This is a genomic window from Serratia entomophila, assembly GCF_021462285.1.
GTDB classification, from domain to species: domain Bacteria; phylum Pseudomonadota; class Gammaproteobacteria; order Enterobacterales; family Enterobacteriaceae; genus Serratia; species Serratia entomophila.
In genome coordinates, this window is the sequence record NZ_CP082787.1 from 1,855,820 (window position 1) to 1,877,537 (window position 21,718).

The 21,718-nt window shown below is 59.0% G+C and carries 20 protein-coding genes; 7 read left to right on the forward strand and 13 right to left on the reverse strand.

Translation table 11 applies throughout. The features are described from left to right. Positions 1-13: 13 nt before the first annotated feature. Together KHA73_RS09035 and KHA73_RS09040 are read left to right on the forward strand one after the other, a co-directional pair. The gene (locus tag KHA73_RS09035; RefSeq protein WP_234590409.1) at positions 14-1,105 is read left to right on the forward strand and encodes an efflux RND transporter periplasmic adaptor subunit; all 1,092 of its coding nucleotides are present in this window, start codon (positions 14-16) and stop codon (positions 1,103-1,105) included. Then, positions 1,105-4,179 (forward strand): MexW/MexI family multidrug efflux RND transporter permease subunit, encoded by a 3,075-nt coding sequence (locus KHA73_RS09040; RefSeq protein WP_234591229.1) that lies wholly within the window; start codon positions 1,105-1,107, stop codon positions 4,177-4,179. Before KHA73_RS09035 ends, KHA73_RS09040 begins: the two co-directional genes overlap by 1 nt. A gap of 51 nt (positions 4,180-4,230) precedes the next feature. Here KHA73_RS09040 and KHA73_RS09045 read toward each other — a convergent pair whose 3' ends face one another. The 3 genes from KHA73_RS09045 to KHA73_RS09055 form a co-directional block, all read right to left on the reverse strand. Continuing rightward, positions 4,231-5,028, reverse strand: a complete 798-nt coding sequence (locus tag KHA73_RS09045) for a DNA/RNA non-specific endonuclease (protein ID WP_234590411.1) — start codon at positions 5,026-5,028, stop codon at positions 4,231-4,233. A gap of 150 nt (positions 5,029-5,178) precedes the next feature. After that, the gene (locus tag KHA73_RS09050; RefSeq protein WP_234590413.1) at positions 5,179-5,487 is read right to left on the reverse strand and encodes a hypothetical protein; all 309 of its coding nucleotides are present in this window, start codon (positions 5,485-5,487) and stop codon (positions 5,179-5,181) included. A gap of 274 nt (positions 5,488-5,761) precedes the next feature. Next, positions 5,762-6,379: a LysE family transporter gene (locus KHA73_RS09055; protein WP_234590414.1), complete on the reverse strand. Its 618-nt coding sequence runs from the start codon at positions 6,377-6,379 to the stop codon at positions 5,762-5,764. Between the two features lie 68 nt (positions 6,380-6,447). On the opposite strand from KHA73_RS09055, the gene KHA73_RS09060 reads away from it, so the two are divergent. After that, on the forward strand, positions 6,448-7,371 hold the full coding sequence (locus tag KHA73_RS09060) for a LysR family transcriptional regulator (RefSeq protein WP_234590416.1): 924 nt from the start codon (positions 6,448-6,450) through the stop codon (positions 7,369-7,371). 54 nt (positions 7,372-7,425) lie between these two features. Here KHA73_RS09060 and KHA73_RS09065 read toward each other — a convergent pair whose 3' ends face one another. After that, positions 7,426-8,001 (reverse strand): helix-turn-helix domain-containing protein, encoded by a 576-nt coding sequence (locus KHA73_RS09065; RefSeq protein WP_234590418.1) that lies wholly within the window; start codon positions 7,999-8,001, stop codon positions 7,426-7,428. A gap of 67 nt (positions 8,002-8,068) precedes the next feature. Here KHA73_RS09065 and KHA73_RS09070 point away from each other — a divergent pair, with 67 nt between their 5' ends. Beyond that, a complete protein-coding gene (locus tag KHA73_RS09070) occupies positions 8,069-8,977 on the forward strand; it encodes a DMT family transporter (RefSeq protein WP_234590419.1) in 909 nt (302 codons plus the stop codon). 26 nt (positions 8,978-9,003) lie between these two features. On the opposite strand, the gene rutG is transcribed toward KHA73_RS09070, so the two are convergent. The 6 genes from rutG to rutA are packed head-to-tail and all read right to left on the reverse strand — an operon-like array spanning position 9,004 to position 13,945. Continuing rightward, on the reverse strand, positions 9,004-10,323 hold the full coding sequence (rutG, locus tag KHA73_RS09075) for a pyrimidine utilization transport protein G (RefSeq protein ID WP_234590420.1): 1,320 nt from the start codon (positions 10,321-10,323) through the stop codon (positions 9,004-9,006). 22 nt (positions 10,324-10,345) lie between these two features. After that, positions 10,346-10,882: an NADH-dependent FMN reductase RutF gene (gene rutF, locus KHA73_RS09080; protein WP_234590421.1), complete on the reverse strand. Its 537-nt coding sequence runs from the start codon at positions 10,880-10,882 to the stop codon at positions 10,346-10,348. A 17-nt stretch (positions 10,883-10,899) separates the two neighbouring features. After that, the gene (gene rutD, locus KHA73_RS09085; RefSeq protein WP_234590422.1) at positions 10,900-11,685 is read right to left on the reverse strand and encodes a pyrimidine utilization protein D; all 786 of its coding nucleotides are present in this window, start codon (positions 11,683-11,685) and stop codon (positions 10,900-10,902) included. A 13-nt stretch (positions 11,686-11,698) separates the two neighbouring features. Further along, positions 11,699-12,085 (reverse strand): pyrimidine utilization protein C, encoded by a 387-nt coding sequence (gene rutC, locus KHA73_RS09090; protein WP_234590423.1) that lies wholly within the window; start codon positions 12,083-12,085, stop codon positions 11,699-11,701. Positions 12,086-12,110: 25 nt separating this feature from the next. Then, the gene (rutB, locus tag KHA73_RS09095) at positions 12,111-12,845 is read right to left on the reverse strand and encodes a pyrimidine utilization protein B (RefSeq protein ID WP_234590424.1); all 735 of its coding nucleotides are present in this window, start codon (positions 12,843-12,845) and stop codon (positions 12,111-12,113) included. Further along, positions 12,845-13,945, reverse strand: coding sequence for a pyrimidine utilization protein A (rutA, locus tag KHA73_RS09100; RefSeq protein WP_234590425.1), 1,101 nt, complete (start codon positions 13,943-13,945; stop codon positions 12,845-12,847). Before rutA ends, rutB begins: the two co-directional genes overlap by 1 nt. A 331-nt stretch (positions 13,946-14,276) precedes the next feature. On the opposite strand from rutA, the gene rutR reads away from it, so the two are divergent. Further along, positions 14,277-14,915, forward strand: coding sequence for an HTH-type transcriptional regulator RutR (rutR, locus tag KHA73_RS09105; RefSeq protein ID WP_234590426.1), 639 nt, complete (start codon positions 14,277-14,279; stop codon positions 14,913-14,915). A 43-nt stretch (positions 14,916-14,958) separates the two neighbouring features. On the opposite strand, the gene cycA is transcribed toward rutR, so the two are convergent. After that, a complete protein-coding gene (gene cycA, locus KHA73_RS09110) occupies positions 14,959-16,359 on the reverse strand; it encodes a D-serine/D-alanine/glycine transporter (RefSeq protein WP_234590427.1) in 1,401 nt (466 codons plus the stop codon). Between the two features lie 996 nt (positions 16,360-17,355). On the opposite strand from cycA, the gene KHA73_RS09115 reads away from it, so the two are divergent. Beyond that, complete coding sequence (locus KHA73_RS09115) at positions 17,356-19,611, forward strand: tail fiber/spike domain-containing protein (protein WP_234590428.1); 2,256 nt, start codon at positions 17,356-17,358, stop codon at positions 19,609-19,611. Between the two features lie 450 nt (positions 19,612-20,061). Here KHA73_RS09115 and KHA73_RS09120 read toward each other — a convergent pair whose 3' ends face one another. After that, a complete protein-coding gene (locus KHA73_RS09120) occupies positions 20,062-20,565 on the reverse strand; it encodes a DedA family protein (protein ID WP_234590429.1) in 504 nt (167 codons plus the stop codon). A gap of 147 nt (positions 20,566-20,712) precedes the next feature. Here KHA73_RS09120 and KHA73_RS09125 point away from each other — a divergent pair, with 147 nt between their 5' ends. Then, a complete protein-coding gene (locus KHA73_RS09125) occupies positions 20,713-21,018 on the forward strand; it encodes a putative quinol monooxygenase (protein ID WP_234590431.1) in 306 nt (101 codons plus the stop codon). Between the two features lie 121 nt (positions 21,019-21,139). Here KHA73_RS09125 and KHA73_RS09130 read toward each other — a convergent pair whose 3' ends face one another. Further along, positions 21,140-21,688 (reverse strand): hypothetical protein, encoded by a 549-nt coding sequence (locus KHA73_RS09130; RefSeq protein WP_234590432.1) that lies wholly within the window; start codon positions 21,686-21,688, stop codon positions 21,140-21,142. Between the last annotated feature and the right edge of the window lie 30 nt (positions 21,689-21,718).

Sequence of the window (21,718 nt, forward strand, 5' to 3'; positions counted from 1 at the left end):
GCGGGGGCGCACAATGAAACGCGCAATCATTGTTGTGCTGCTGCTGGCGGCGATGGCGATAGCCGTTCTGGCGATGCGCTCCACCGGGCAGCAGGATAAAGGCGCAGCCTATCCGCCGGTGAAAGTGGCGTTGGCGCCGGCGCAGCGCGAGCAACGCGCGCGCAGCTTTGCCGGCGTGGGCGCGCTGGAGGCTGCGCGGCAGGTAGACGTCGCGGCGGAAGTTGGCGGGCGGGTGACGCGGATCCTGTTCGAGTCCGGGCAGCAGGTTAAGGAAGGGCAACTGTTGGTGCAGCTGAATGATGCGGTTGAGCAGGCGGAACTGCTGCGCCTGCAGGCGCAGCTGCGCAACGCCGAGCTGCTGCACGCCAGAATGCGCAAGCTGATGAATCTCAACGCCACGGCGCAACAGCAACTGGATGACGCCCAGGCTCAGCGTGATATGGCGCTGGGCGACGTGCGGCAGATGCAGGCGAAAATCGCGCAAAAAGCCATTCGCGCGCCTTTTTCCGGCGCAATAGGCATTCGCCGCGTGCATGAGGGGCAATACCTCAACGCCGCCGAGACGGTGGTGAACCTGGTGGATGCCGGCACGCTGCGCGTCAACTTCTCGCTGGACGAACAAACCAGCGCCGGGCTGGCCCTGGGGCAGGCGGTGGCGGTTCAGGTCGCCGCTTACCCGGATCGCGCCTTTCCCGCCGCGATTACCGCAATCGACCCGCTGATCGACAAATCGCGCACCGTGCAGGTGCAGGCGACGTTGGCCAACCCGGACGGCGCGCTGAAGGCCGGCATGTACGCCGGTATCCGCGTCACCCAGCGCCAGAGCGTGTCGGTGTTGACGGTACCGGAAACGGCGCTGACCTACACCGCCTATGGCGATACCGTTTTCCTGGCGCAGCAGAATGGCAAAGGCATGACGGTAAAACGCGTTTCGGTCACCGTGGGTGAACGCAACGACGGGCGAGTCGAGATCCTCCGCGGGCTGCGCGAGGGCGATCGCGTGGTGACCTCCGGCCAGCTCAAGCTCAGCGACGGCATGGCGGCCGAACCGGTGGCGCAGGATACCCTGAGCGCCGCACCCGCCGGTTCATCGGGAGATAAATGATGAAGTTCACCGATCTTTTTGTGCGCCGGCCGGTGCTGGCGCTGGTGGTCAGCACGTTGATCCTGCTGTTCGGCTGCCTGGCGCTCAGCAAGCTGCCGATCCGCCAATACCCGCTGCTGGAAAGCTCTACCATCAGCGTGACCACAGAATATCCCGGCGCTTCATCGGAGCTGATGCAAGGGTTTGTGACGCAGCCTATCGCTCAGTCGGTCTCGTCCATCGAGGGTATCGACTATCTGTCCTCCTCGTCGGTGCAGGGGCGCAGCGTGGTGACGGTGCGCATGGCGCTGAACCGCGACTCCAACCAGGCGCTGACCGAGGTGATGGCCAAGGTCAACCAGGTGCGCTACAAGCTGCCGGAGCAGGCTTACGACCCGGTGATCGAACGCTCCTCCGGCGAGGCCACGGCGGTGGCCTACGTCGGCTTTTCCAGCGATACGCTGCCGACGCCGGCGTTAAGCGAGTACCTGACGCGGGTGGTGGAACCGATGTTCACCACCATCGACGGCGTGGCCAAGGTCGAGGTGTTCGGCGGGCAGAAGATGGCGATGCGCCTGTGGCTGGACAGCGATCGCCTTGCGGGGCGCGGCCTGACCGCCGCCGACGTGGCCGACGCGGTGCGGCGCAATAACTACCAGGCGGCGCCGGGCAAGGTGAAGGGGCTGTATGTGGTATCCAACGTGCGGGTGAATACCGATCTCACCAGCGTGGAGGAGTTTCGCGATTTGGTGGTGCGCAACGACGGCAACGGCCTGGTGCGCCTGAAGGACGTGGGCACGGTGGAGCTGGGAGCGGCGGCCACCGAAACCAGCGCGCTGATGGACGGGCAGCCGGCGGTATTCCTCGGCATATTCCCTACGCCCACCGGCAATCCGCTGGTGATCGTCGACGGCATTAAAAAGTTGATGCCGGCGATCAACAAGATGCAGCCGCCCGGGGTCAAAATGGCGCTGGCGTTTGAGACCGCGCGTTTTATTCAGGCGTCGATCGACGAGGTGGTGCATACCCTGCTGGAAGCATTGGCGATAGTGGTGGCGGTGATCTACCTGTGCCTGGGATCGCTGCGCACCGTTTTGATCCCAGTGGTGACCATTCCGCTTTCCATCTTGGGGGCGGCGGGATTGATGCTGGCCTTCGGCTTCAGCGTCAATTTGCTGACGCTGCTGGCGATGGTGTTGGCGATCGGACTGGTGGTGGATGATGCCATTGTGGTGGTGGAGAACGTGCATCGCCATATTGAAGAGGGCAAGTCGCCGCTGGTGGCGGCGATGATCGGCGCGCGCGAAGTGGCGGGGCCGGTGATCGCCATGACGCTGACGTTGGCGGCGGTGTATGCGCCGATCGGCCTGATGGGCGGGTTGACCGGCGCGCTGTTCCGCGAGTTCGCTCTGACGCTGGCCGGCGCGGTGGTGGTTTCCGGCGTGGTGGCGCTGACGCTGTCGCCGGTAATGAGCTCCTTCCTGTTGCCGGCCAAACAGACCGAGGGGCGGGTGGCGCGCGCCGCCGAGTGGTTCTTCGGCGGGTTGACGCGGCGCTATGCGCGGGCGCTGGATTTCTCTCTGCATCACCGTTGGCTGACGGGCGGGCTGGCGCTGTTGGTGTTGGTCAGCCTGCCGCTGCTGTATCAACTGCCGCAGCGCGAATTGGCGCCGACCGAAGATCAGGCGATAGTGCTTACCGCCATCAAGGCGCCGCAGCACGCCAACCTGAACTATGTGGAACGCTTCGCCTACAAGCTGGATCAGGTTTATGCACGGTTACCGGAAACCGAGAACCGCTGGATCATCAACGGCAGCGACGGCACCGCATCCAGCATCGGCGGTATCAACCTGACGCTGTGGGAAGCGCGTCACCGTTCGGCGACGGCGGTGCAGGCCGATCTGCAGCAGGCGGTGAATGACGTAGAGGGCACCAGCATTTTCGCCTTCCAGCTGCCGGCCTTGCCGGGCTCGACCGGCGGCCTGCCGGTGCAGATGGTGTTGCGCAGCCCGCAGGAATACCCGCTGCTGTACCGCACCATGGAGGAGCTGAAACAAAGTGCGCGCAACAGCGGCCTGTTTATGGTGGTGGACAGCGATCTGGATTACAACAATCCGGTGGCGGAAGTGCGCATCGATCGGGCCAAGGCCAGCAGCCTGGGGATCCGCATGAGCGATATCGGTGAATCGCTGGCGGTATTGGTGGGAGAGAACTACCTCAACCGCTTCGGCATGGACGGCCGCGCTTACGATGTGATCCCGCAGAGCCTGCGCGAACAGCGGCTGACGCCGGAGGCGCTGGCGCGGCAGTACGTTCGCACCCAGGACAATACATTGGTGCCGCTGTCTACCCTGGTGCAGGTGTCGGTCCGGGTAGAACCGAACAAGCTGACCCAGTTTAATCAGCAGAACGCCGCCACGCTGCAAGCGATCCCGGCGCCGGGTGTCTCCATGGGGGACGCGGTGGCCTTCCTCGAACGCCAGGCCGATGCGCTGCCGGCCGGTTTCAGCTACGACTGGCAGGGTGATTCGCGCCAGTATACCCAGGAGGGCAATGCGCTGGCGTTCGCCTTTATGGCCGCGCTGGTGATCATCTATCTGGTGCTGGCTGCGCAGTACGAGAGCCTGAGGGATCCGCTGATTATCCTGATTACCGTACCGCTGTCGATCTGCGGCGCGCTGCTGCCGCTGGCGCTGGGTTACGCCACCATGAACATCTATACCCAGGTGGGATTGGTGACGCTGATTGGCCTGATCAGCAAGCACGGCATTTTGATGGTCGAATTCGCCAATGAGCTGCAGATGCATCAGGGGCTGCCGCGACGCGCCGCCATTCTGCAGGCGGCGCAGATCCGTCTGCGCCCGGTGCTGATGACTACGGCGGCGATGGTGTTCGGTCTGATACCGCTGCTGTTCGCCAGCGGCGCCGGCGCCAACAGCCGTTTTGGTCTGGGGCTGGTGATTGTATCCGGCATGTTGGTGGGGACGCTGTTCACGCTGTTCGTGCTGCCGACGGTCTACACGCTGCTGGCGCGCGATCATGCGGTGGCGTCGCCGCGCGAGCTGGCGTTGGCGGCAGGGGATCGCACGCCGTAATTTGCTTTGCCGCAGAGATAAAAAAACCCGCCTCGGCGGGTTTTTGTTGGGTTAATTCTTGCAGCCCATCAGCTCAGGCAGCACGCCTGGCTTGCTTTTCAGCGCCGCCTGCACGTCTTCCGGCAGACCGGCCCAGACGATCAGCCCGGTGCGCTTTTCAATCTCGCTCACCGTCACGCGATACTGGCAGAAGTCGGCACCCTTCGGCGTGTCCTGATCGAACAGGAAGGCCGCGTAGTGGTTCACCGCCGGGCTGTTATTGATGAAAATAATCTTCCAGTAGGCGCTGGGGATGGTATGCGGCTTTTGGGTGCCCGGCAGCTTGCCCATATCGCGTTCGAACAGCGGCCCGGTGACGGTATACACCGAGCTGACGTCGGCGCGGTCAATCAGCTTGCGTTCCTGATCTTCCAGCCGCGCCCAGGAGCCCTGGTTCAGATCGGACTTCTGCGGCGTGATGTTGGACAGGTAATTCAGCGACTCCCAGTCGGAAACGCCCGCCAGCGAGGCCAGCGGCGCCTGGTGGCCGCGGTCGACCTTCAGCGCCGCATTGGCGCCGGTGTAGTCGGCAGGCGCCAGGGTATCGGCGGGATTGAGCGCCGGATCGGTTTTCCAGTTGCGGTTTTTGCCGCTGGCCGGCGTCTCCTTGGTGATGTGATAGGCCACCCAGTTGGCGAACTTGGTGGTGCTGTTATTGTTCAACGTATAGGCATGGCGAACGATGGACACATTGCTGCTGCCGCCGGTTGGGCAGCCTACGGCGCAGTTGTCGATAGATTCGAGCGTTTCGGCCGACGCCTGTGCGGCAAACAGCAGGGCGGCCAGGGCCAACATCTTGTTAAAGCGCATATTCATATCCTCAATAAGTTAAAATACTGTATTTATATACAGTGAAATAAACTTATCGCAGTGAAATGAATACAACAATGCAACACATTCATGTTGTTAATGTGTCAGCCCTGGTACAGCCCGTAGCCGCAGGATGAGGCTACGGCGGGGTCACTCCAGCAGGTTATTGACGGTACGGCGCACGTACTGGGTCATTTGCGCCAGATCGTCCGGCGATACCGGGCCGCCGCCGGCGCGCATCACCTGCTGTTCTATCAGGGCGATTTCCTGTTCGACCTTGTTGGCTATCTGCACCTTGACGATTTTATCCACCGAAGACAGCAGCACCTTCAATACCACTTTCAGCGCAATGTTCTCGCAGAACGAGTCGTAGTGATGAACCGGCGGCGGCGGTGCCGGCTCGGGTGCGCGCGGGGCCATAGCCTTGAAACTGTCTACATTTTCAATAATAAGATCCATGTCTCTTATTAGTTCATCAAAATCTTTAGACACTGACTTATTTCCCTTCGCTATGCGCAAAAAACAGAACGCCCGTCCTCAGGGCACATGCCGCTGAGGACGGGCTGAACGAATTCGGACCCAGGCCACCAGAGGGGGCGTGGCGGGGCGAGCGGCATTTTAACCTTGCGGCGGGTCGGCAACAAGATGGGGCCGTGCGAATGCAGGGCCCGGATGGCGGTTAACGTGCGAGAACGGCTTGAATTTTCAGCCCGGTGGCCTGCTTCCCCGTGCCTTATTTGATGCCGGCCAGCGCCAGCAGCGCCCCAAAGGCGATCAGCAGGCCACCGAATGCGCGATCGATGCCTTTGCGCAGGCGCAGAAAACGGGCGTTGACGCCCGGCGCTGAAAACAGCAACGCAACGGCGCCGAACCACAGCACGTGCACCGCGGCGATAAATAGCCCGTAACCCAGCTGCACGCCGAGCGGCGTATGCGGGGCGACCACCTGCATAAACAGGCTGACGATAAAAATGGTGGTTTTCGGGTTCAGCACATTGGTCAGAAAGCCGGTTTTCAGCGCGGCAAGATCGCTGAGCGCAGCTTGCGGCGCACCGGGGCTAACGTCGTGCGTGGCGGCATTGCGCAGCAGCTTTACGCCGAGATAAATCAGGTAGGCGGCGCCAAGCCCTTTAATGAGGTTGAACAACCACAGGGATTGCTGGATCAACACCCCGACGCCGATCAGGGTGTAGCTTACGTGGATTAACACGCCGGCGCCGATGCCGCAGGCGGTCAGCACGCCTGCGCGGCGGGAAAGCAGCAGGCTGTTGCGCGACACCATGGCGAAATCCGGGCCCGGGCTGATGACGGCGAGTAAAGTGATGGTGACGACGGCGATGAGTTCGGTCATAGTTATCCTGTCAGAGAATCAGCAAAGAGTGACTGATTTATAAGGGTAATGACCGACGGTGACAAACGATGAAAACTGACCATATCGGTGAGAAAAACTCACGTAAAAACGACCGGCCCTTGCCGCTTGGCGGGCTGCGCTGTTTTGAAGCCGCGGCGCGGCTGGAAAGCTTCACCCAGGCGGCGCATAGCCTGAGCCTGACCCACGGCGCCGTCAGCCGGGCGGTGCGGGCGCTGGAAGAGGAGCTGGGTTGCGTGTTGTTTGAACGCCGGCACCGGCGCGTGTATCTCACTGCGGCTGGGCGTAAGTTGCTGCAGGCCGCGCAGCAGGCGTTCGGCGTTTTGGAAAGTGCCGCGCAGGAGCTGCGCCGGCAGGCCCAGGATGCGCCGTTGGTGCTCTCTTGTGAGCCGACGCTGCTGATGCGCTGGCTGATCCCGCGTTTGCCGGCGTTTCAACAGGCGCATCCGGAGATCAACCTGCAGCTGGTGGCGGGCGGCGGGCCGTTTTCTTTTCACGACGGCATCACGGCGGCGATTCGACGTAATGATTTTGAGTGGGGCGAGCAGGTACACAGCCTGATGCTGTTCGATGAACTGGTGGGGCCGGTGTGCAAGCCGGAGACGCAGCCGCGATGGCTATCGCAAACCGCAGGTTTGCAACGGTTGCGGGAAGATGCCGTGCTGCTGCATGCCGCTACGCGCCCTGACGCCTGGCGGCAATGGGCCCAGGCGCAGGGCGTCGCGCTCGAGGGACGGCCGGAGCAGCGCTTCGACCATTTTTATTTCAGCCTGCAGGCGGCGGTGGCCGGGATAGGCGTGGCCATCGGCCCGTGGCAGCAGGTGCGCGACGATCTGGCCGCCGGCGTGCTGAGCGCCCCCTTTGGCTTTATCCCGGACGGCAGCGGTTACTGTTTGCTGACGCAGCAGGAAATTCGGCCGGGCAGCAGCCTGGCCCGGCTGGCGGAATGGCTGCGGCTTACTGCGGGCGCCTGAGTTTTGCACTTGCGGCTGAAAACGCCGGGTACAGTGCAACAACGCGGGGTCGATTCAGAAGGTGACGTTGCGGATAAAAAGCAGCGGCTGGTCGCCGCGGTTGGCGTAGGCGTATTGTTGATCGCTGTTGAACACCTGGGTTTCACCGGCCGCCAGCGTCAGGGTGTGCTGTTCCAGCACCAGCGTCAGGGTGCCTGCAATGACGTAAATGATTTCACGCCAGCCTGCGGCGTCGGGCGCTGAATCGTAATGCTCGCCCGGCATCAGCGTCCATTGCCACAGCTCCACCCGCTGATGTGCCGGCACGCTGGCGACAAACAGCGCCTGGCTGGCCGGCTGAGCGCCTTGCCAGGCCAATTCGCCGACCAGGTGGTTGCCGCGCGCGTCCGGCGCCTGCACCAGATCGGTGAAGGAGAGATTCAGGGCGGCGGCGAGCTTGTCCAACACCGCCAGGCTAACGTTGCGATCGCCGGCCTCGATGCCCGCCAGCATGCGGCGGCTGACGCCGGAACGTTCGGCCAGCGCCATCTGGCTGAATCCGGCCTGCAGGCGATAGCCGCGCAGGTTGCTGCTGAGGTATTGCAGCACCTTGGGGGGATCGTTTTTCGCGTTATGCGCCATATTGCTCATTGGTAGGCTTTATCTCATACTGGCAGGATCTGTGCATTATATTGCACCCAGCAGGAAGGGCAAGCCGGTGTCAGCAGTAAAAAAATCCTTAATTTCCGTCATTAAGCCGCAGGAAGCGGTGTTGATCTTCATTACCATGATCTGGGGCGGCACCTTTTTGGCGGTGCAACATGCGATGCAGGTCAGCGGGCCGTTCTTTTTCGTCGGGCTGCGTTTCGCCGCCGCCACCCTGGTGCTGACGCTATTTTCCCTGCGCGTGCTGCGCGGCCTGACCTGGTACGAACTGAAGGCCGGCATGCTGATCGGCGTGTCTATCATGTACGGTTACGGCCTGCAAACCATGGGGTTGCAAACCATCACCAGCAGCCAGTCGGCGTTTATCACCGCCATGTACGTGCCGATCGTACCTTTGCTGCAGTGGCTGGTGCTGGGGCGTTTCCCCGGCATTATGTCCTGGATCGGCATTTTGCTGGCCTTCACCGGCCTGATGCTGCTGGCGGCGCCGAGCAGTGCGGACATGACGCTGAGCCTCGGTGAAATTCTGACGCTGGTCGGCACGCTGGGCATGGCCGCGGAGATTATTTTGATCGGCGCCTACGCCGGCAAGGTCAATATCCGGCGGGTGACCATCGTGCAGTTGGCGACCGCCTCGCTGGCTTCTTTCCTGATGATGGCGCCCACCGGTGAATCGCCGGCGGCCTATTCGGACCAGCTGCTGTACAGCGCCATCGGCCTGGGCCTGGCCAGCGCGATGATCCAACTGACCATGAACTGGGCGCAGCGCAGCGTGTCGCCCACGCGCGCGACGGTGATTTACGCCGGTGAACCGGTGTGGGCCGGCATCGTGGGGCGCATCGCCGGCGAACGTCTGCCGGGCGTGGCGCTGTTGGGGGGCGCGTTGATCGTGGTGGGGGTGGTGGTGAGCGAACTGCGGGTGCGTCGAAAAGGAAAAGCGGCGGCGGTGGAGGCGGAATAGGCCCGGCTGGCCGGGCCGCATTTGATTCAGGAGGTTGGGTTTTCCGCCAACGGCATCAGCCGGCGATTACGCAACAGCGCATTGAGGATAATGGCGCCGAAGGTAGCGGTGCCGATACCGCCCATGGTGAAGTTGCCGATGGTCAATGCAAAATCACCGGCGCCCAGCACCAGCGTCACCGCCACCATGATCAGGTTGCCGTTGTCGCTCAGATCCACCTTGTTTTGCACCCAGATGCGCGCGCCGGCGACGGCAATCAGGCCGAACACCACGACGGATGCGCCGCCCAGCACCGGCCCGGGAATGGTGTGGATCAGCGCGCCGAACTTCGGCGAGAAGCCCAGCAGGATGGCGGCGGCCGCCGCGGCGACAAACACCAGGGTCGAATAAACCTTGGTGACCGCCATCACGCCGATATTTTCCGCATAGGTGGTGACGCCGGTGCCGCCCACCGAGCCGGACAGCAGGGTCGCCAGCCCGTCGCCGACAAAGGCGCGGCCGATGTAGGGATCGAGATCCCGCCCGGTCATGCTCGCCACCGCCTTCACATGGCCAAGGTTTTCCGCCACCAGAATAATCGCCGCCGGTGCGATCAATAGCATGGCGTGCAGGTCGAAGACGGGGGCGGTGAACTGCGGCAGGCCGAACCAGGCCGCCTGGCTCAGCAGGGCATAATCGACCGGTTTGCCCAGCCCCATGCCGTTGGCCGCCGCCAGGTAAATCAGGTAGGCGGCGATCAGCCCAACCAGGATCAGCAACCGCTGCACCAGCCCACGGGTGAACACCGCCGCCGAGCCGATGCACAGGATAGTCACCACCGCCATCCAACTGTCGAACGGCGAGGCCGAGACGCTGCGCACCGCAATCGGCGCCAGGTTCAGACCGATGGCCATCACAACCGCCCCGGTCACCGCCGGCGGCATCAAGCGTTCGATCCAGCGCGTGCCGACGCGCATCACCACCAGCCCGATCAGCAGATAGACCAGGCCGCAGGCGACGATGCCGCCCAACGCCAGTGCGATATTGGGGTTGGCGCCCGACCCGCCGTAGCCGGTCAGGCCGATCACCAATCCGACGAAGGCCGCGCTGGAGCCGAGATAACTCGGCACGCGACCGCCCACCACCAGAAAGAACAGCAGGGTGCCGATGCCGGACATCAATATCGCCACATTGGCGTCGAAGCCCATCAGCAACGGCATCAACACGGTGGAGCCAAACATCGCCACCGCGTGCTGCAGCCCCATGATGAGGGTTTGCCCGAGCGGCAGCCGCTCATCGGGGGCGACCACCGTACCGTCCAGACTGCCTTGCCTGACGCGCCATTGAGGAAACCAGGTATTCGCCATCGTCATCTCCAGTGTGAGGGAATTATTGCGCGTCTGCCCGCCGCAGCGGGTGGTAGCGGCGGTCGAAATAGGCCAGCCCGTGGCCGCTTTCGCTGCATGCCAGCGCCACCACCCGACAGAACAGAATGTCGTGAGTGCCGACGCTGACGATCTGTTCGATCCGGCAGTCGAACGAGGCCAGGGCGCCGTGCAACAGCGGTGAACCGGTGGCCAGCGTCGACCAGCGTGCGGCGGAAAAACGCAGGTCCATCGGGGTTTTGCCGCCGAACAGGTTGGACAGCGATTCGTGTTCGGCCGCCAGCGTATTGACGCACAGCGTTTGATTTTGTTTGAACATGGCGTACACCGAAGCGGAACGGTTCAGACACACCAGCAGCGTCGGCGGCGTATCGGTGACGCTGCACACCGCCGAGGCGGTAAAGCCCGCACGGCCGGCGGGGCCGTCGGTGGTGATGATGTTGACCGCCGCGCCCAGGCGAGCCATGGCATCGCGAAAGTCCTGTTTTTCCACGCCTGGCGGCAATGAGGGGGTGCCGGCAAACAGAGCGGATGACTGCATGATGATCCTCCTGTGGGCTATCGGCTCTGCGGCGGTAACAGCCAGCCGAGCAGCATGCGGTTAAAGTTTTCGGGATCGGTGGCGCTCATCGCATGGCCGCCGTAATTCATCTGCGCCAGCTCGCCAAACGGCAGGGCTTGCGCCAGCTGCTGCGAGCAGGGGTAAGGCACCAGCAGATCGTCGCGCGCACACAGCGCCAGCGTCGGCGTGGCGATGTCCGCCAGATGCGGGCGGAAATCAGCGTTCATCAGCGCCCGCAGGCGGCGCAGCAGATTTTCCGTACCCTGGAAATGCGTCACCTGATGGCGCAGCTCTTCGTCCAGCAACGCCTCATGAGCCGAAAGCCAATCAGCGGGGAACAGAAACAGCGGCTGGGCGCGCACATAGGCCTCGACGCCGCTGTTGAGCAGCAGATCTTGCCGCACCCTGAAGCAGCGCCGGGTTTGGCTGTCCAGCGCAGCCCAGCCGTTGACCACCACCAGCTTTTCCACCCGCTGCGGGTGGGTAAGCGCCAGCTGCAGGCCGATCAGGCCGCCGAGGGCATGGCCGACGAAATGGCAGCGGGCAATCTCCAGTTTGTCCAGCAACTGCAGGACGTCATCGGCCATGTCGGCCATGCCGTAGCCTTCCGGCAGCTCTTCCTGGCTGCGGGCGGTGCCCCTGTGGTCATACATCACTACGCGAAAATGTTCGCCCAGCGCCGCCAGCTGCGGCTGCCAGAAGCTACCGGCGCCGCCCAACCCGGCGGAGAGCAGCAGCGTTGGGGCCTGCGGGCTGTCTTGACCCAAAATTTCTACGTGCATCGGCGGCTCCTGCTCAGCGCCCGATATGGGCTACGGTGGCTATCTCAATCAGCGCGTCCGGTTTCACCAGGCCGCACTGGATGCAGTAACGCGCCGGTTTATCGCCGGGGAAATATTCCGCATACACCTGGTTGATGGCGGCGTAGTGTTGCCAGTCGGTCAGGAATATCGAATTGAAGGTCACGTCGTCCATACTGCCGCCGGCGGTTTCGATCACGCTTTTGATGATTTCCAGCACGTGACGGGTTTGCGCCGCGGCGTCGCCGACGTGCACGACGTTATTGTCCCGATCGAACGCCAGCGTGCCCGAGACGTAAACCACGCCGTCGGCCAGGGTGCCGGGGACGAAGGGCGCCAGCGGTTTGCCGCTGCCCGGCGGCGTGATGATGGTTTTCGGCATAGCGTTGCTCCCGATATGAAAGGGGTTAAGCCGATTGGCTGAGCGCGGCGCAGAAGCTGTCGACGTCCGACACCCAACCGAAGAAGGTCTCGATGTTGTACAGCGCCGCCTGTTGCGCGAACGCCGGCCCAGCCTGGTGGGTGGCGTCGGCCAGCACTACGCCGAAATATTCCAGGAAGAAGCCGTCGCGCAGCGTGGACTCGACGCAGACGTTGGTGGCGATGCCGGTAAACACCAGATGGTGAATGCCGTAGCAGCGCAGCAGGCTGTCGAGCTGAGTATTGAAGAAGCCGCTGTAGCGCGGTTTCGGCAGCACGATATCGCCCGGCTGGGGCTGCAGTTCATCCACCAGCTGGTAGTCCCAGCCGCCTTTGGCCAACAGCTTGCCCATCAGCTCCGGGCGGCGGCGCATGGTTTTCAGCGCGTTGGATTTATGCCAGTTGGGAGAGCCCTGGCCACCGGCTTCGACGTACTGATTGTCCCAGCCGTTTTGAAAAAATATCACCCGGATGCCGGCGGCGCGCGCGGCGCGGATGGCGCGTTTGATATTGGCGATCACCGGCGCGGTGGCCGAGACGTCGAAGCCGGCGAGATCGAGGTAGCCGCCCTGCGAGGCATAGGCATTTTGCATATCGACCACGATCAACGCCGTTTCCTGCGGCGCAAACGCGATGGCTTCCGGGCGTGCGGCCAGGGTGACGGCGGGTGCGGCGTCCGGTGCGCCGCGGCGCACCACCGGCTGACTATCTACTGGTTTCATCAGGCCACCTCGCGTTTGGCTGCGGTTTGCGGGCAGACGTCGGCGCGGCTTTTCATCAGCGGCTGGATGCGCTCGCCAAAATCTTCCATACCCTTGATGAAATCGTCGAAGGTCAGCAGGACGCCCTCGGTGCCGGGCACGGCGGCGATCTCGTCCATCATGCGCGCCACGTTGGCGTAAGAACCGACCAGCGTGCCCATATTGATGTTCACCGCGGAGGTGGGATCGGCCATTTGCCGCACGTTGGTATCCGCCCCGGAGCGGGTGTCTTTGCCGCTTTGCTCGGTCAGCCAGGCCAGGGCTTCGGTATCTGCGCCGGCCTTGTAGCTTTCCCATTTGGCGCGGGCGGCTTCATCGGTTTCGTCGGCGACTATCATGAACAGTACGTAGCAGGCGACGCGACGGCCTTCGGCGTCGGCGGCGGCCTTCAGCCTCGCTGCGGTGGGCGCGAAGGCGGCCGGGGTGTTGACCCCTTTACCGAAGCAGAAGTTGTAGTCGGCGTATTTGGCCGAGAACGCCATGCCGGCATCGCTCTGGCCGGCGCAGATCACCTTGATGTCGGCCTGCGGCTGCGGGCTGACGCGGCAGTCGTTCATCTGGAAGAATTCCCCCTTGAAATCGGACTTGCCGCTGCCCCACAGATCGCGCAGCACCCGAACGTATTCCGCCAGGTAGTCGTAGCGGCGGCTGAAATACTCATCGCCTGGCCACATGCCCATTTGCTCGTACTCCGGCTTTTGCCAGCCGGTCACTACGTTCAGGCCAAACCGGCCGTTGGAAATGGAGTCGATGGTGGACGCCATGCGCGCCACTATCGCCGGCGGCATGGTCAGCGTGGCGGCGGTGGCGTAGATCTTGATGCGTGAGGTCACCGCCGCCAGCCCCGCCATCAGCGTGAAAGACTCCAGGTTGTGGTCCCAGAATTCTGTTTTGCCGCCGAAGCCGCGCAGCTTGATCATCGACAGGGCAAAGTCGAGGTTATAGTGCTCCGCCCGCTGCACGATGGTTTTGTTCAGTTCGAACGTCGGCTGGTACTGCGGCGCGGAGCTGGAAATCAGCCAACCGTTGTTGCCGATCGGGATAAATACGCCAATTTTCATGTGAACACCTCGGGTCTGCTAAGGGATGGTTTTTGGCGCTGCTTGAGTGCTTCCTGCGGGTTCCGAATTGCGCGGCGCTGGTGAAGGTATTGCAAACCCGGTGCCAGTTTTAAAAACGGATTATTTATCAGGTGTTTGCTTCGATTTGGTGATTTTACGCCGGAGCGGATGGTCCAAAACAGACCATTTGGTCAAAAATGGTTGCACAATAAACAGGCGATGCTGCGCGCAAAAGGTGCAGTTTCTCTGCCGGAGGGGCAGGCAAAAGCGTGGGTTTCACGCCGGGCTTTGCTATGCTGGCTGTCGAATTCGGTCATTACAGGGAGATGCAGTGAAGCCATCAGACGCCAAACCGCCAACGCGCCGTTCACGCGCGGTCGCCGCCAAACGCAGCACCATCATGGATGCGGCGCTGGAGTTTTTCTCGCTGTACGGCATTCACGGCACCAGCCTGGATCAGGTGGCGGAACGCGCGGACGTTTCCAAGACCAATCTGCTGTACTACTTCCCGTCAAAAGAAGAGCTGTATGTGGCGGTGTTAAAGGGCATTCTTGAGGTTTGGCTGGCGCCGTTGAAAGCGCTGCGCGCCGATCAGGAGCCGCTGCAGGCGATCCGCGACTACATTCGCCTGAAGCTGGACGTGTCGCGCCATCATCCCCAGGCCTCGCGGCTGTTCTGCCTGGAAATGATCCAGGGGGCGCCGTTGCTGAAGCGCGAGTTGCAGGGGGGGCTGAAGGCGCTGGTGGACGAAAAATCCGCCATTATTGAGCGTTGGGTCGCGGAAGGCCACATTGCCGCAGTGGAGCCGCACCATCTGATCTTCATGCTGTGGGCCACCACCCAGCACTATGCGGATTTTTGGGTGCAGGTGGAGGCGGTGACCGGCAAGACGTTGGCCGACGACGCCTTTTTCCAGCAAACGGTGGAGAACGTGCAGCGGGTGATTATCGATGGGATCCGGCCGCGTTAGGCTGCCTGAATAAAGGGGGGGCGGTTGCCCGCCCCCTGAAGCGTTATGCGGTTTTTTTCTTGCGCAGGAACAGATAGGACAGGCCAAGCACCACGAACCACAGCGGCGTGACGATCAGCGCCTGGCGGGTATCTTCACGCAGCGTCAGCAGCACCAGCACAAAGGCGAAGAACGCCATGCATACCCAGCACATCAGTTTGCCGGCCGGCATCTTGTAAATTGATTTCTGGTGCAGCGCCGGGCGCTGTTTGCGGTAAACCAGATAGGAACACAGGATGATGGTCCAGACGAACATGAACAGGATCGCCGAGACGGTGGTGACCAGCGTAAATACCGTCATCACGTTCGGGATCAGGTAAATCAACACCACGCCGCCCAGCAGGCAGATGCAGGAGAAGGTCAGGCCGTTGGCCGGCACCGCGCGCTTGGAGAGGTTGGCGAAGGATTTTGGCGCATCACCTTCCTGCGCCAGGCCGAACAGCATGCGGCTGGTGGAGAACACCCCGCTGTTGGCGGAAGAGGCGGCCGAGGTCAGCACCACGAAATTGATCACGCTGGCCGCCGCCGGCAGGCCGATCAGCACGAACAGCTCAACGAACGGGCTCTTGTCCGCCACCACCGAGCTCCACGGCGTCACCGACATGATGACGATCAGCGCGAACACGTAGAACATGATGATGCGGATGGGAATCGAGTTAATGGCGCGCGGCAGCACTTTTTCCGGATCTTTGGTTTCCGCCGCGGTGGTGCCCACCAGCTCGATGCCAACGAAGGCGAACACCGCGATCTGGAAGCCGGCGAAGAAGCCGCTGATGCCTTTCGGGAACATGCCGCCGTCATTCCACAGATGCGTGAACGAAGCAACGGTGCCCGACGGCGACTGGAACTGCATGGCGATCATCACCAGCCCGGCGACGATCAGCCCGACAATGGCGACGATCTTGATCATGGCAAACCAAAACTCCATCTCGCCGAACATCTTCACCGTGGCCAGGTTCAGGCCGAGCAGCAGCAATACGCACAGCAGCGAGGCGATCCATTGCGACAGCTCGGGGAACCAGAACTGCGCGTAGGCGGTGATCGCCACCACGTCGGCGATGCCGGTCACCACCCAACAGAACCAATAAGTCCAACCGGTAAAGAACCCGGCCCAGGGGCCAAGCAGATCCGCCGCGAAGTCGCTGAAGGATTTGTATTCCAGATTGGACAGCAGCAGCTCACCCATGGCGCGCATCACGAAGAACAGCATAAAGCCGATGATCATGTACACGAAGATGATGGAAGGGCCAGCCAGGCTGATGGTTTTGCCGGAGCCCATAAACAGACCCGTGCCGATGGCGCCGCCGATGGCGATCAGCTGAATATGCCGGTTGGTTAGGTTTCGCCGTAGATGATCTTCTGACGCGGGCGCGGCGTCGGTCGCTATTTTAGAATGATCTACCATCTGATGATGTCCTGTTTTACCTGTCATTGGTGAAATAGTGAGCTCTGAAGTGGCTCTTTTTTATACGTTTATCCGGCTATTCCGGCTTTAGTAAGGTAGTGCAATAACGCCACCTTTGTGCAACATGTTTACAACATTTATGCGAGGGATAAAAGTCGATTGTTCTTTACACAGCGGAGGTAAATCGGACGTTCAGGGAGCGGAAGATTACTCTTCAAAAAGGCAGATTAACAGACCTAATGCGGCTTATCTTGTTGATTAAACAGAGGGTTGATAATTTCGCATGAAAAAAAGTAATGAGTGTAAGCGTTTGAAGCCGCCGGTGCAGAAGAGAATAATTTAAGCCGCTGGGTCGTGAACTCAGCGGGTAGGGCAGCCGGTGCTTAATCAATGGGGCACAGCTTCGAACCCTGTACCACCCGCCAGCCAAATCAGCATGTTAGACCCCGTTTTTGCGTTGACGCCATTGCCTCTGCGGCATTTTGGGCGCGCGCTCAGTAAAAATTTCGGTGTTTTTTAATGGATGTTCAGAAAGGTGATCTGGCTCAAGCTAAGCGTATTAGCAGTGTCTTTGTGCTGTGGTTTACCCGGCTTGTCCTGCAAAATTCATAATGAAAAGTTTGATGAATCAGCTGGCTCATTCAGGCGTATCTCCCGGTTCGGCTACCAGGGCCGCGAATGCCAGTTCGTTTTCTCGCCGGCTTTCTGGCCGTATTTGGAGCCTTATACGCTTTCTTCACTACATAAGCAGGGTTGTGGGTCCATCTATTTTTTTTGAATCCTGTATCTATAACAACCTGCCCAGATATTTATATTAATAACACGATAAGCTAATAGCTGATTTTTGTGGGAAAAACTTCATCATCGGTTTTTAATTTATTATTTTTCTGCTGGCGCGAATCCGAAAAAATAAAACATCATGGAAAGTTTAATATCTGATGACTAGTATTAATTGCTTTGGCGAATTTTATAATCATTTACCTAAAGGAGTATGAAATGGCTAGTGATCCAGCTTATGAAACAGCAATTACGCGAGCGGGTTATATCCCCGTCAATTCTTTCGAGAATGGTTTTACTATAACTTTATCGGCCCAGGCATTATATCTAAACAAAAGTAATGAGTATTTTATCTGGAAAGGGGCTCTTCCTAAAGTTGTCCCCGTGGGGGCGACACCGGAAACATCCGGTGGCTTTGGTCCTACGGCCTGGACTGAAGTCAGTTATTTAGCCGTGAGTTCTGAGTACGGTGCGAAAGTTGTGGGGAGTGGCCAAACGACGGTGAACAATATTCTCACCGTCGATGTTCGTCAATTTGGCGCCAAAACCATTTCTGAAGACCCTGATTTTGACAGCGCCCCGGCTTTTCGTGCGGCCATTGGTTACGTCCACGCCAACGGCGGTGGGGTTGTCAACCTCGGCGAAGGGGAGTATCGATTGCTGTCGGCGGGCGAAACGAAATTTACCACACCGCACGACGATGCGACCGCCGCCCCAGGAATGACGGGGGATACGAAGATTGATGAGGATCCCGTGAAGGAGAACCTGTCCGTGATTTTGGATATCTCTTCTAATGTGCAGCTAAGGGCTAAGGGTAATTACAACACCACTATCAGCGGTCCTTGGTCACGCCACACTAGCCCTATTGATAAAAACCAGGCTGTAGGCATTGTATTTCGCACTCCTAACAATTCACGAATGACAGAATATATTGATAACGTCGGCTTGCATAATATTCATATTGCCAATTTTTTTATTGGTGTGATTGCGGACGGTATTCTATTCAGAGAATCAAGTTTTAGCAATGTGAGATTTAATGGTTGTGCTATGCCATTCTTAGCACTAGGCGCCGATAACATCACATTCCATGGTACAACATCCGTAGAAAACTGCTACTCGGGTATTGTGATTGGCGGATGGTGGACTCAGCGAAATAACACAACGGCAGGGGGCGTTTGGGTTCCTCCTTATGTGGCTGGAACTGATGTGTATTCCCTTGGTTGGGCCGATTTCGTTACCTTCGATAAAATTATAGCTTCGTATTCCGGCCAACCATTTGGGGATAAGCATCTTGAAGTCGACAACTTTTTCAATACCTACTTCTTCAAAGAGTCTTACAGCAAGAAATATAGTGCCGGAGGGCGGTTAACAAATGGAACTAATGGTTCCTCCGCCAGTTCGGACTTAACTGCTAATAAATTTCGCGGCATTGCACACAGGGCTTTAGTGAATTTCTCTCGCTATGGCCGTGGGAACTGTAACTTTCTCATTAAATCTGCAAAAACGTGGGGGTGCTCACGTGTTCCTTTCATGGGGCCAGTGATGCAGGGAGGGGATTATTACGGAGAAATTCGTGATGTGTATTCAGAAAATACAGGCTTCTTAGATCCATCACAGCCGTGGTCCGATGCTAATAACTTCTATAAGTCTGGTAGGGATCCGTATAATAAAGATCGTGCGGACTTACCGTGGGGAGTATCTGAGGGGGTGTTCGGCGTAGGTAGAGTTACTTACCAAGGAACAAAAAACAGAAATCCGTCTGAAATAGCATTAATCTCCAATGGTCGCACATGGCTTCAATTGGTGCCTAAAAATAACGCTGATATTTCTATATCGAATGGCGGAATCCAAACAGCCAATGCTATTCGTAAAATCAGCTCATACGACTCTACCGGGACTTATGTTGAAATTGAGTCGTTGGCAATTGGTCGATTTGAATCACAGCCAACGACTTGGGACCGCAGCGATCTTGATATTACGCACCTCTTCCGCCGTCGGGTGTTTGAAAATCTTAGTGATGTAGTGCTCCGGCATACACAGAACGGAATAACTACTAAGGTTGCAAATTTTGTTACCTCGATAGTTTATGAGGGCGGCCGAGTTAAAGTTTATATGAGGGTTAAAATACCGTCTAATGCTGCCACGTTATCCGGTGATATGAATGTTGCGTACATTCCAGTGCCTAATGATACCGCCAATTTCGGTACGGACTTTATTGAGCTCACGGTGTTGCAGGCTGATATCGTTGGAATACGAACAAATACAGTATATCAAATAGGTAGCAATAATATTGTTGGCGAAACAAGGCAGCCAAAACAATTTTTGGCTGTTGCGGGGGCTACTTCTCTCATGCGACTATATGAGGATTACCAGCGAAGCAGGCCACTAGCAATCAGTGATTTTAAACCTGAGAGCTATTTGGAGTTCTCTCTCGAATATAATGGCTTTTGGAATATATGGAACTCAGGGGGTTAACATGCGCATTTTAATTGAGAAAGAGAGATAATTTACACTTCCACACCTCGGACACCCACTGGCTGTCTGAGGTGTACACAAAACGCCATCTGCAACTCAAAATATCGAGCCCTATTTTTCAACCAGAAGTATGGCGTTATTTTCATTGCCTGTCGGCGATTGTGATGCTGTTCACTGGGGGGAACTCCAGGGATGATCGTGGAGTAATGGTTGCTGATGGTGGGACAAACTTGACACAGGGATGTTTTTACCTCTGTTGATAGGGTTTTTAAACTTTTTGAATTATGGGGCGTGCCAGCACTGCTTTATTCAGTAATGTAATGATATTATTGATAAATAATGCGGCTCTTAATCAATGTGGCCCAGGTTAGAACCCTGTACGACCATCCTCAGCGCAATTTTCCGCATGCAGGCGCTTGAGCGCCGCTGCCCGCCCAAGAATCTTTCAGGTCAAAACGAAGGAAGCAGATGGGCCACGGCCAGCAGCGCTACTGCCCAGAGGGCGGCCGAAAGCGTTGTAGTGAGATAAACCTGTTTGCGCGGCAGCGCAAGCATGCCGGCCACCAGGGGTACCGTGTAACGCAGTACCGCCAAAAAGCGTGAGGCGAACAGCAGCGGCATGCCTTTTTGCTGCAGGGCCAGCTGCGCCTTGCGCAGCGGCTCATGAAACCGGGCCGGCAGCCATGCCATAGGTTTGTTGCGGCATAACAGCGCGCCGCAGTGGAACGACAACAGGGAACCCAACGCAGCGCCCAGGGTAATGGCGGCCCAGAGGTGGCCGGCGGGCAACGCATGCTTGCTCGCCAGGATCCCCATCAGCAGCGTGACGGAGGCCGGGGGCAGCACGGAGGAAACGACGATCACCGACTTGCCCAATGAGAACAGGAAGATAATCAGCAACAGAAGCTCGGGATGCGGGCCGTATTTGGCAATAATCTGCGTTAATTCACCCATTAAGGCGCCTTCAGACAGGGGGTTTGACACCAGTGTCCCATCCGCAGGTTCAATAACGGCTAAATCATATTCCGTTCAGCCTGGCTTTCACCTCTGCGCACCAGCGGTTATGGTAGGTGCCAGGGCCATAAAAAAGAGGAAGGAACCATGCTGAAAGTGATTGCTGAAGATTTTATCAAGCCGGAACATATTGAAACGGTGATGCCGCTGTACCGGGAGCTGGTGGAAAAGACCCGCGAAGAACCGCGCTGTGTTTCCTATGAGTTGTTTATCGATGAAAAAGATCCCGGGCACTTTATCTTTGTCGAGAGTTGGCCGGATCGCGCCGCGTTGGATGAACATTGCCAAAGCGAGCATTTCAAACGGCTGGTTCCCGCGATCAACCAGCATCAGCGCAAAGCGTGCGATTTTCTGTTTATGCGGCCTTTCCCCACGGCGACGAACGAAAAATAAAAAAAAGCCCCGCAGGGGGGCGGGGTTAATGGCTTGTCTAGAATATCTTATCGTGAATAAAAAATAGGTGCGCAATGAGAATCATTCTCTAGGAATGCTCCGAAAGCCAGGGGCGGGTGGATTACGGCTGTTGTGCCGCAGGGGCGCTTTCGCAGGCGGTTTTGATGGCACGCAGCATGCGGCGGCGTATCAACCCGCTGACGAGGCGGATCGCATACCAGTATGGGGTAAAACGCAGCCGGCTGGCGCGATCCGGGCAGAAGATACGGGTTTCCGTCACCAGCCGGTTGCCGCCGCTGCTGGGGTGCACGGCATACCCCAGCGCCAGCTTGGCGACGCCGGGCTGGCGGTAGCCCAGAAAAGCCGGGCCATCGGCAATGTCCACCAGGCCGTAACTCGCCAGCCAGAAACGCCCGATCAGGCCATAAACCAACTCTTGCTCATTTCGCTCAAGCTGGCTGAAGTTCTGCTGGCCAAACGACGGCGCGGCTGTCTGGCGCTGCAGCAGGCGGGAAGGCAGCTCGCGCAGCGCAATCATGCGGCGAAAGAAAGGGTCCTGTCTGGGATCGTAAGCCGCGGCGGCTGCGATGATTTGAAACGCCGGCGCATTGATTTCAATAGCGTGACGCTCCGAGAATTGGTATTCCCCAAGATATTTATCCAGCAGCATGTCATCCATATTCCTTACGATGTCTTGCCA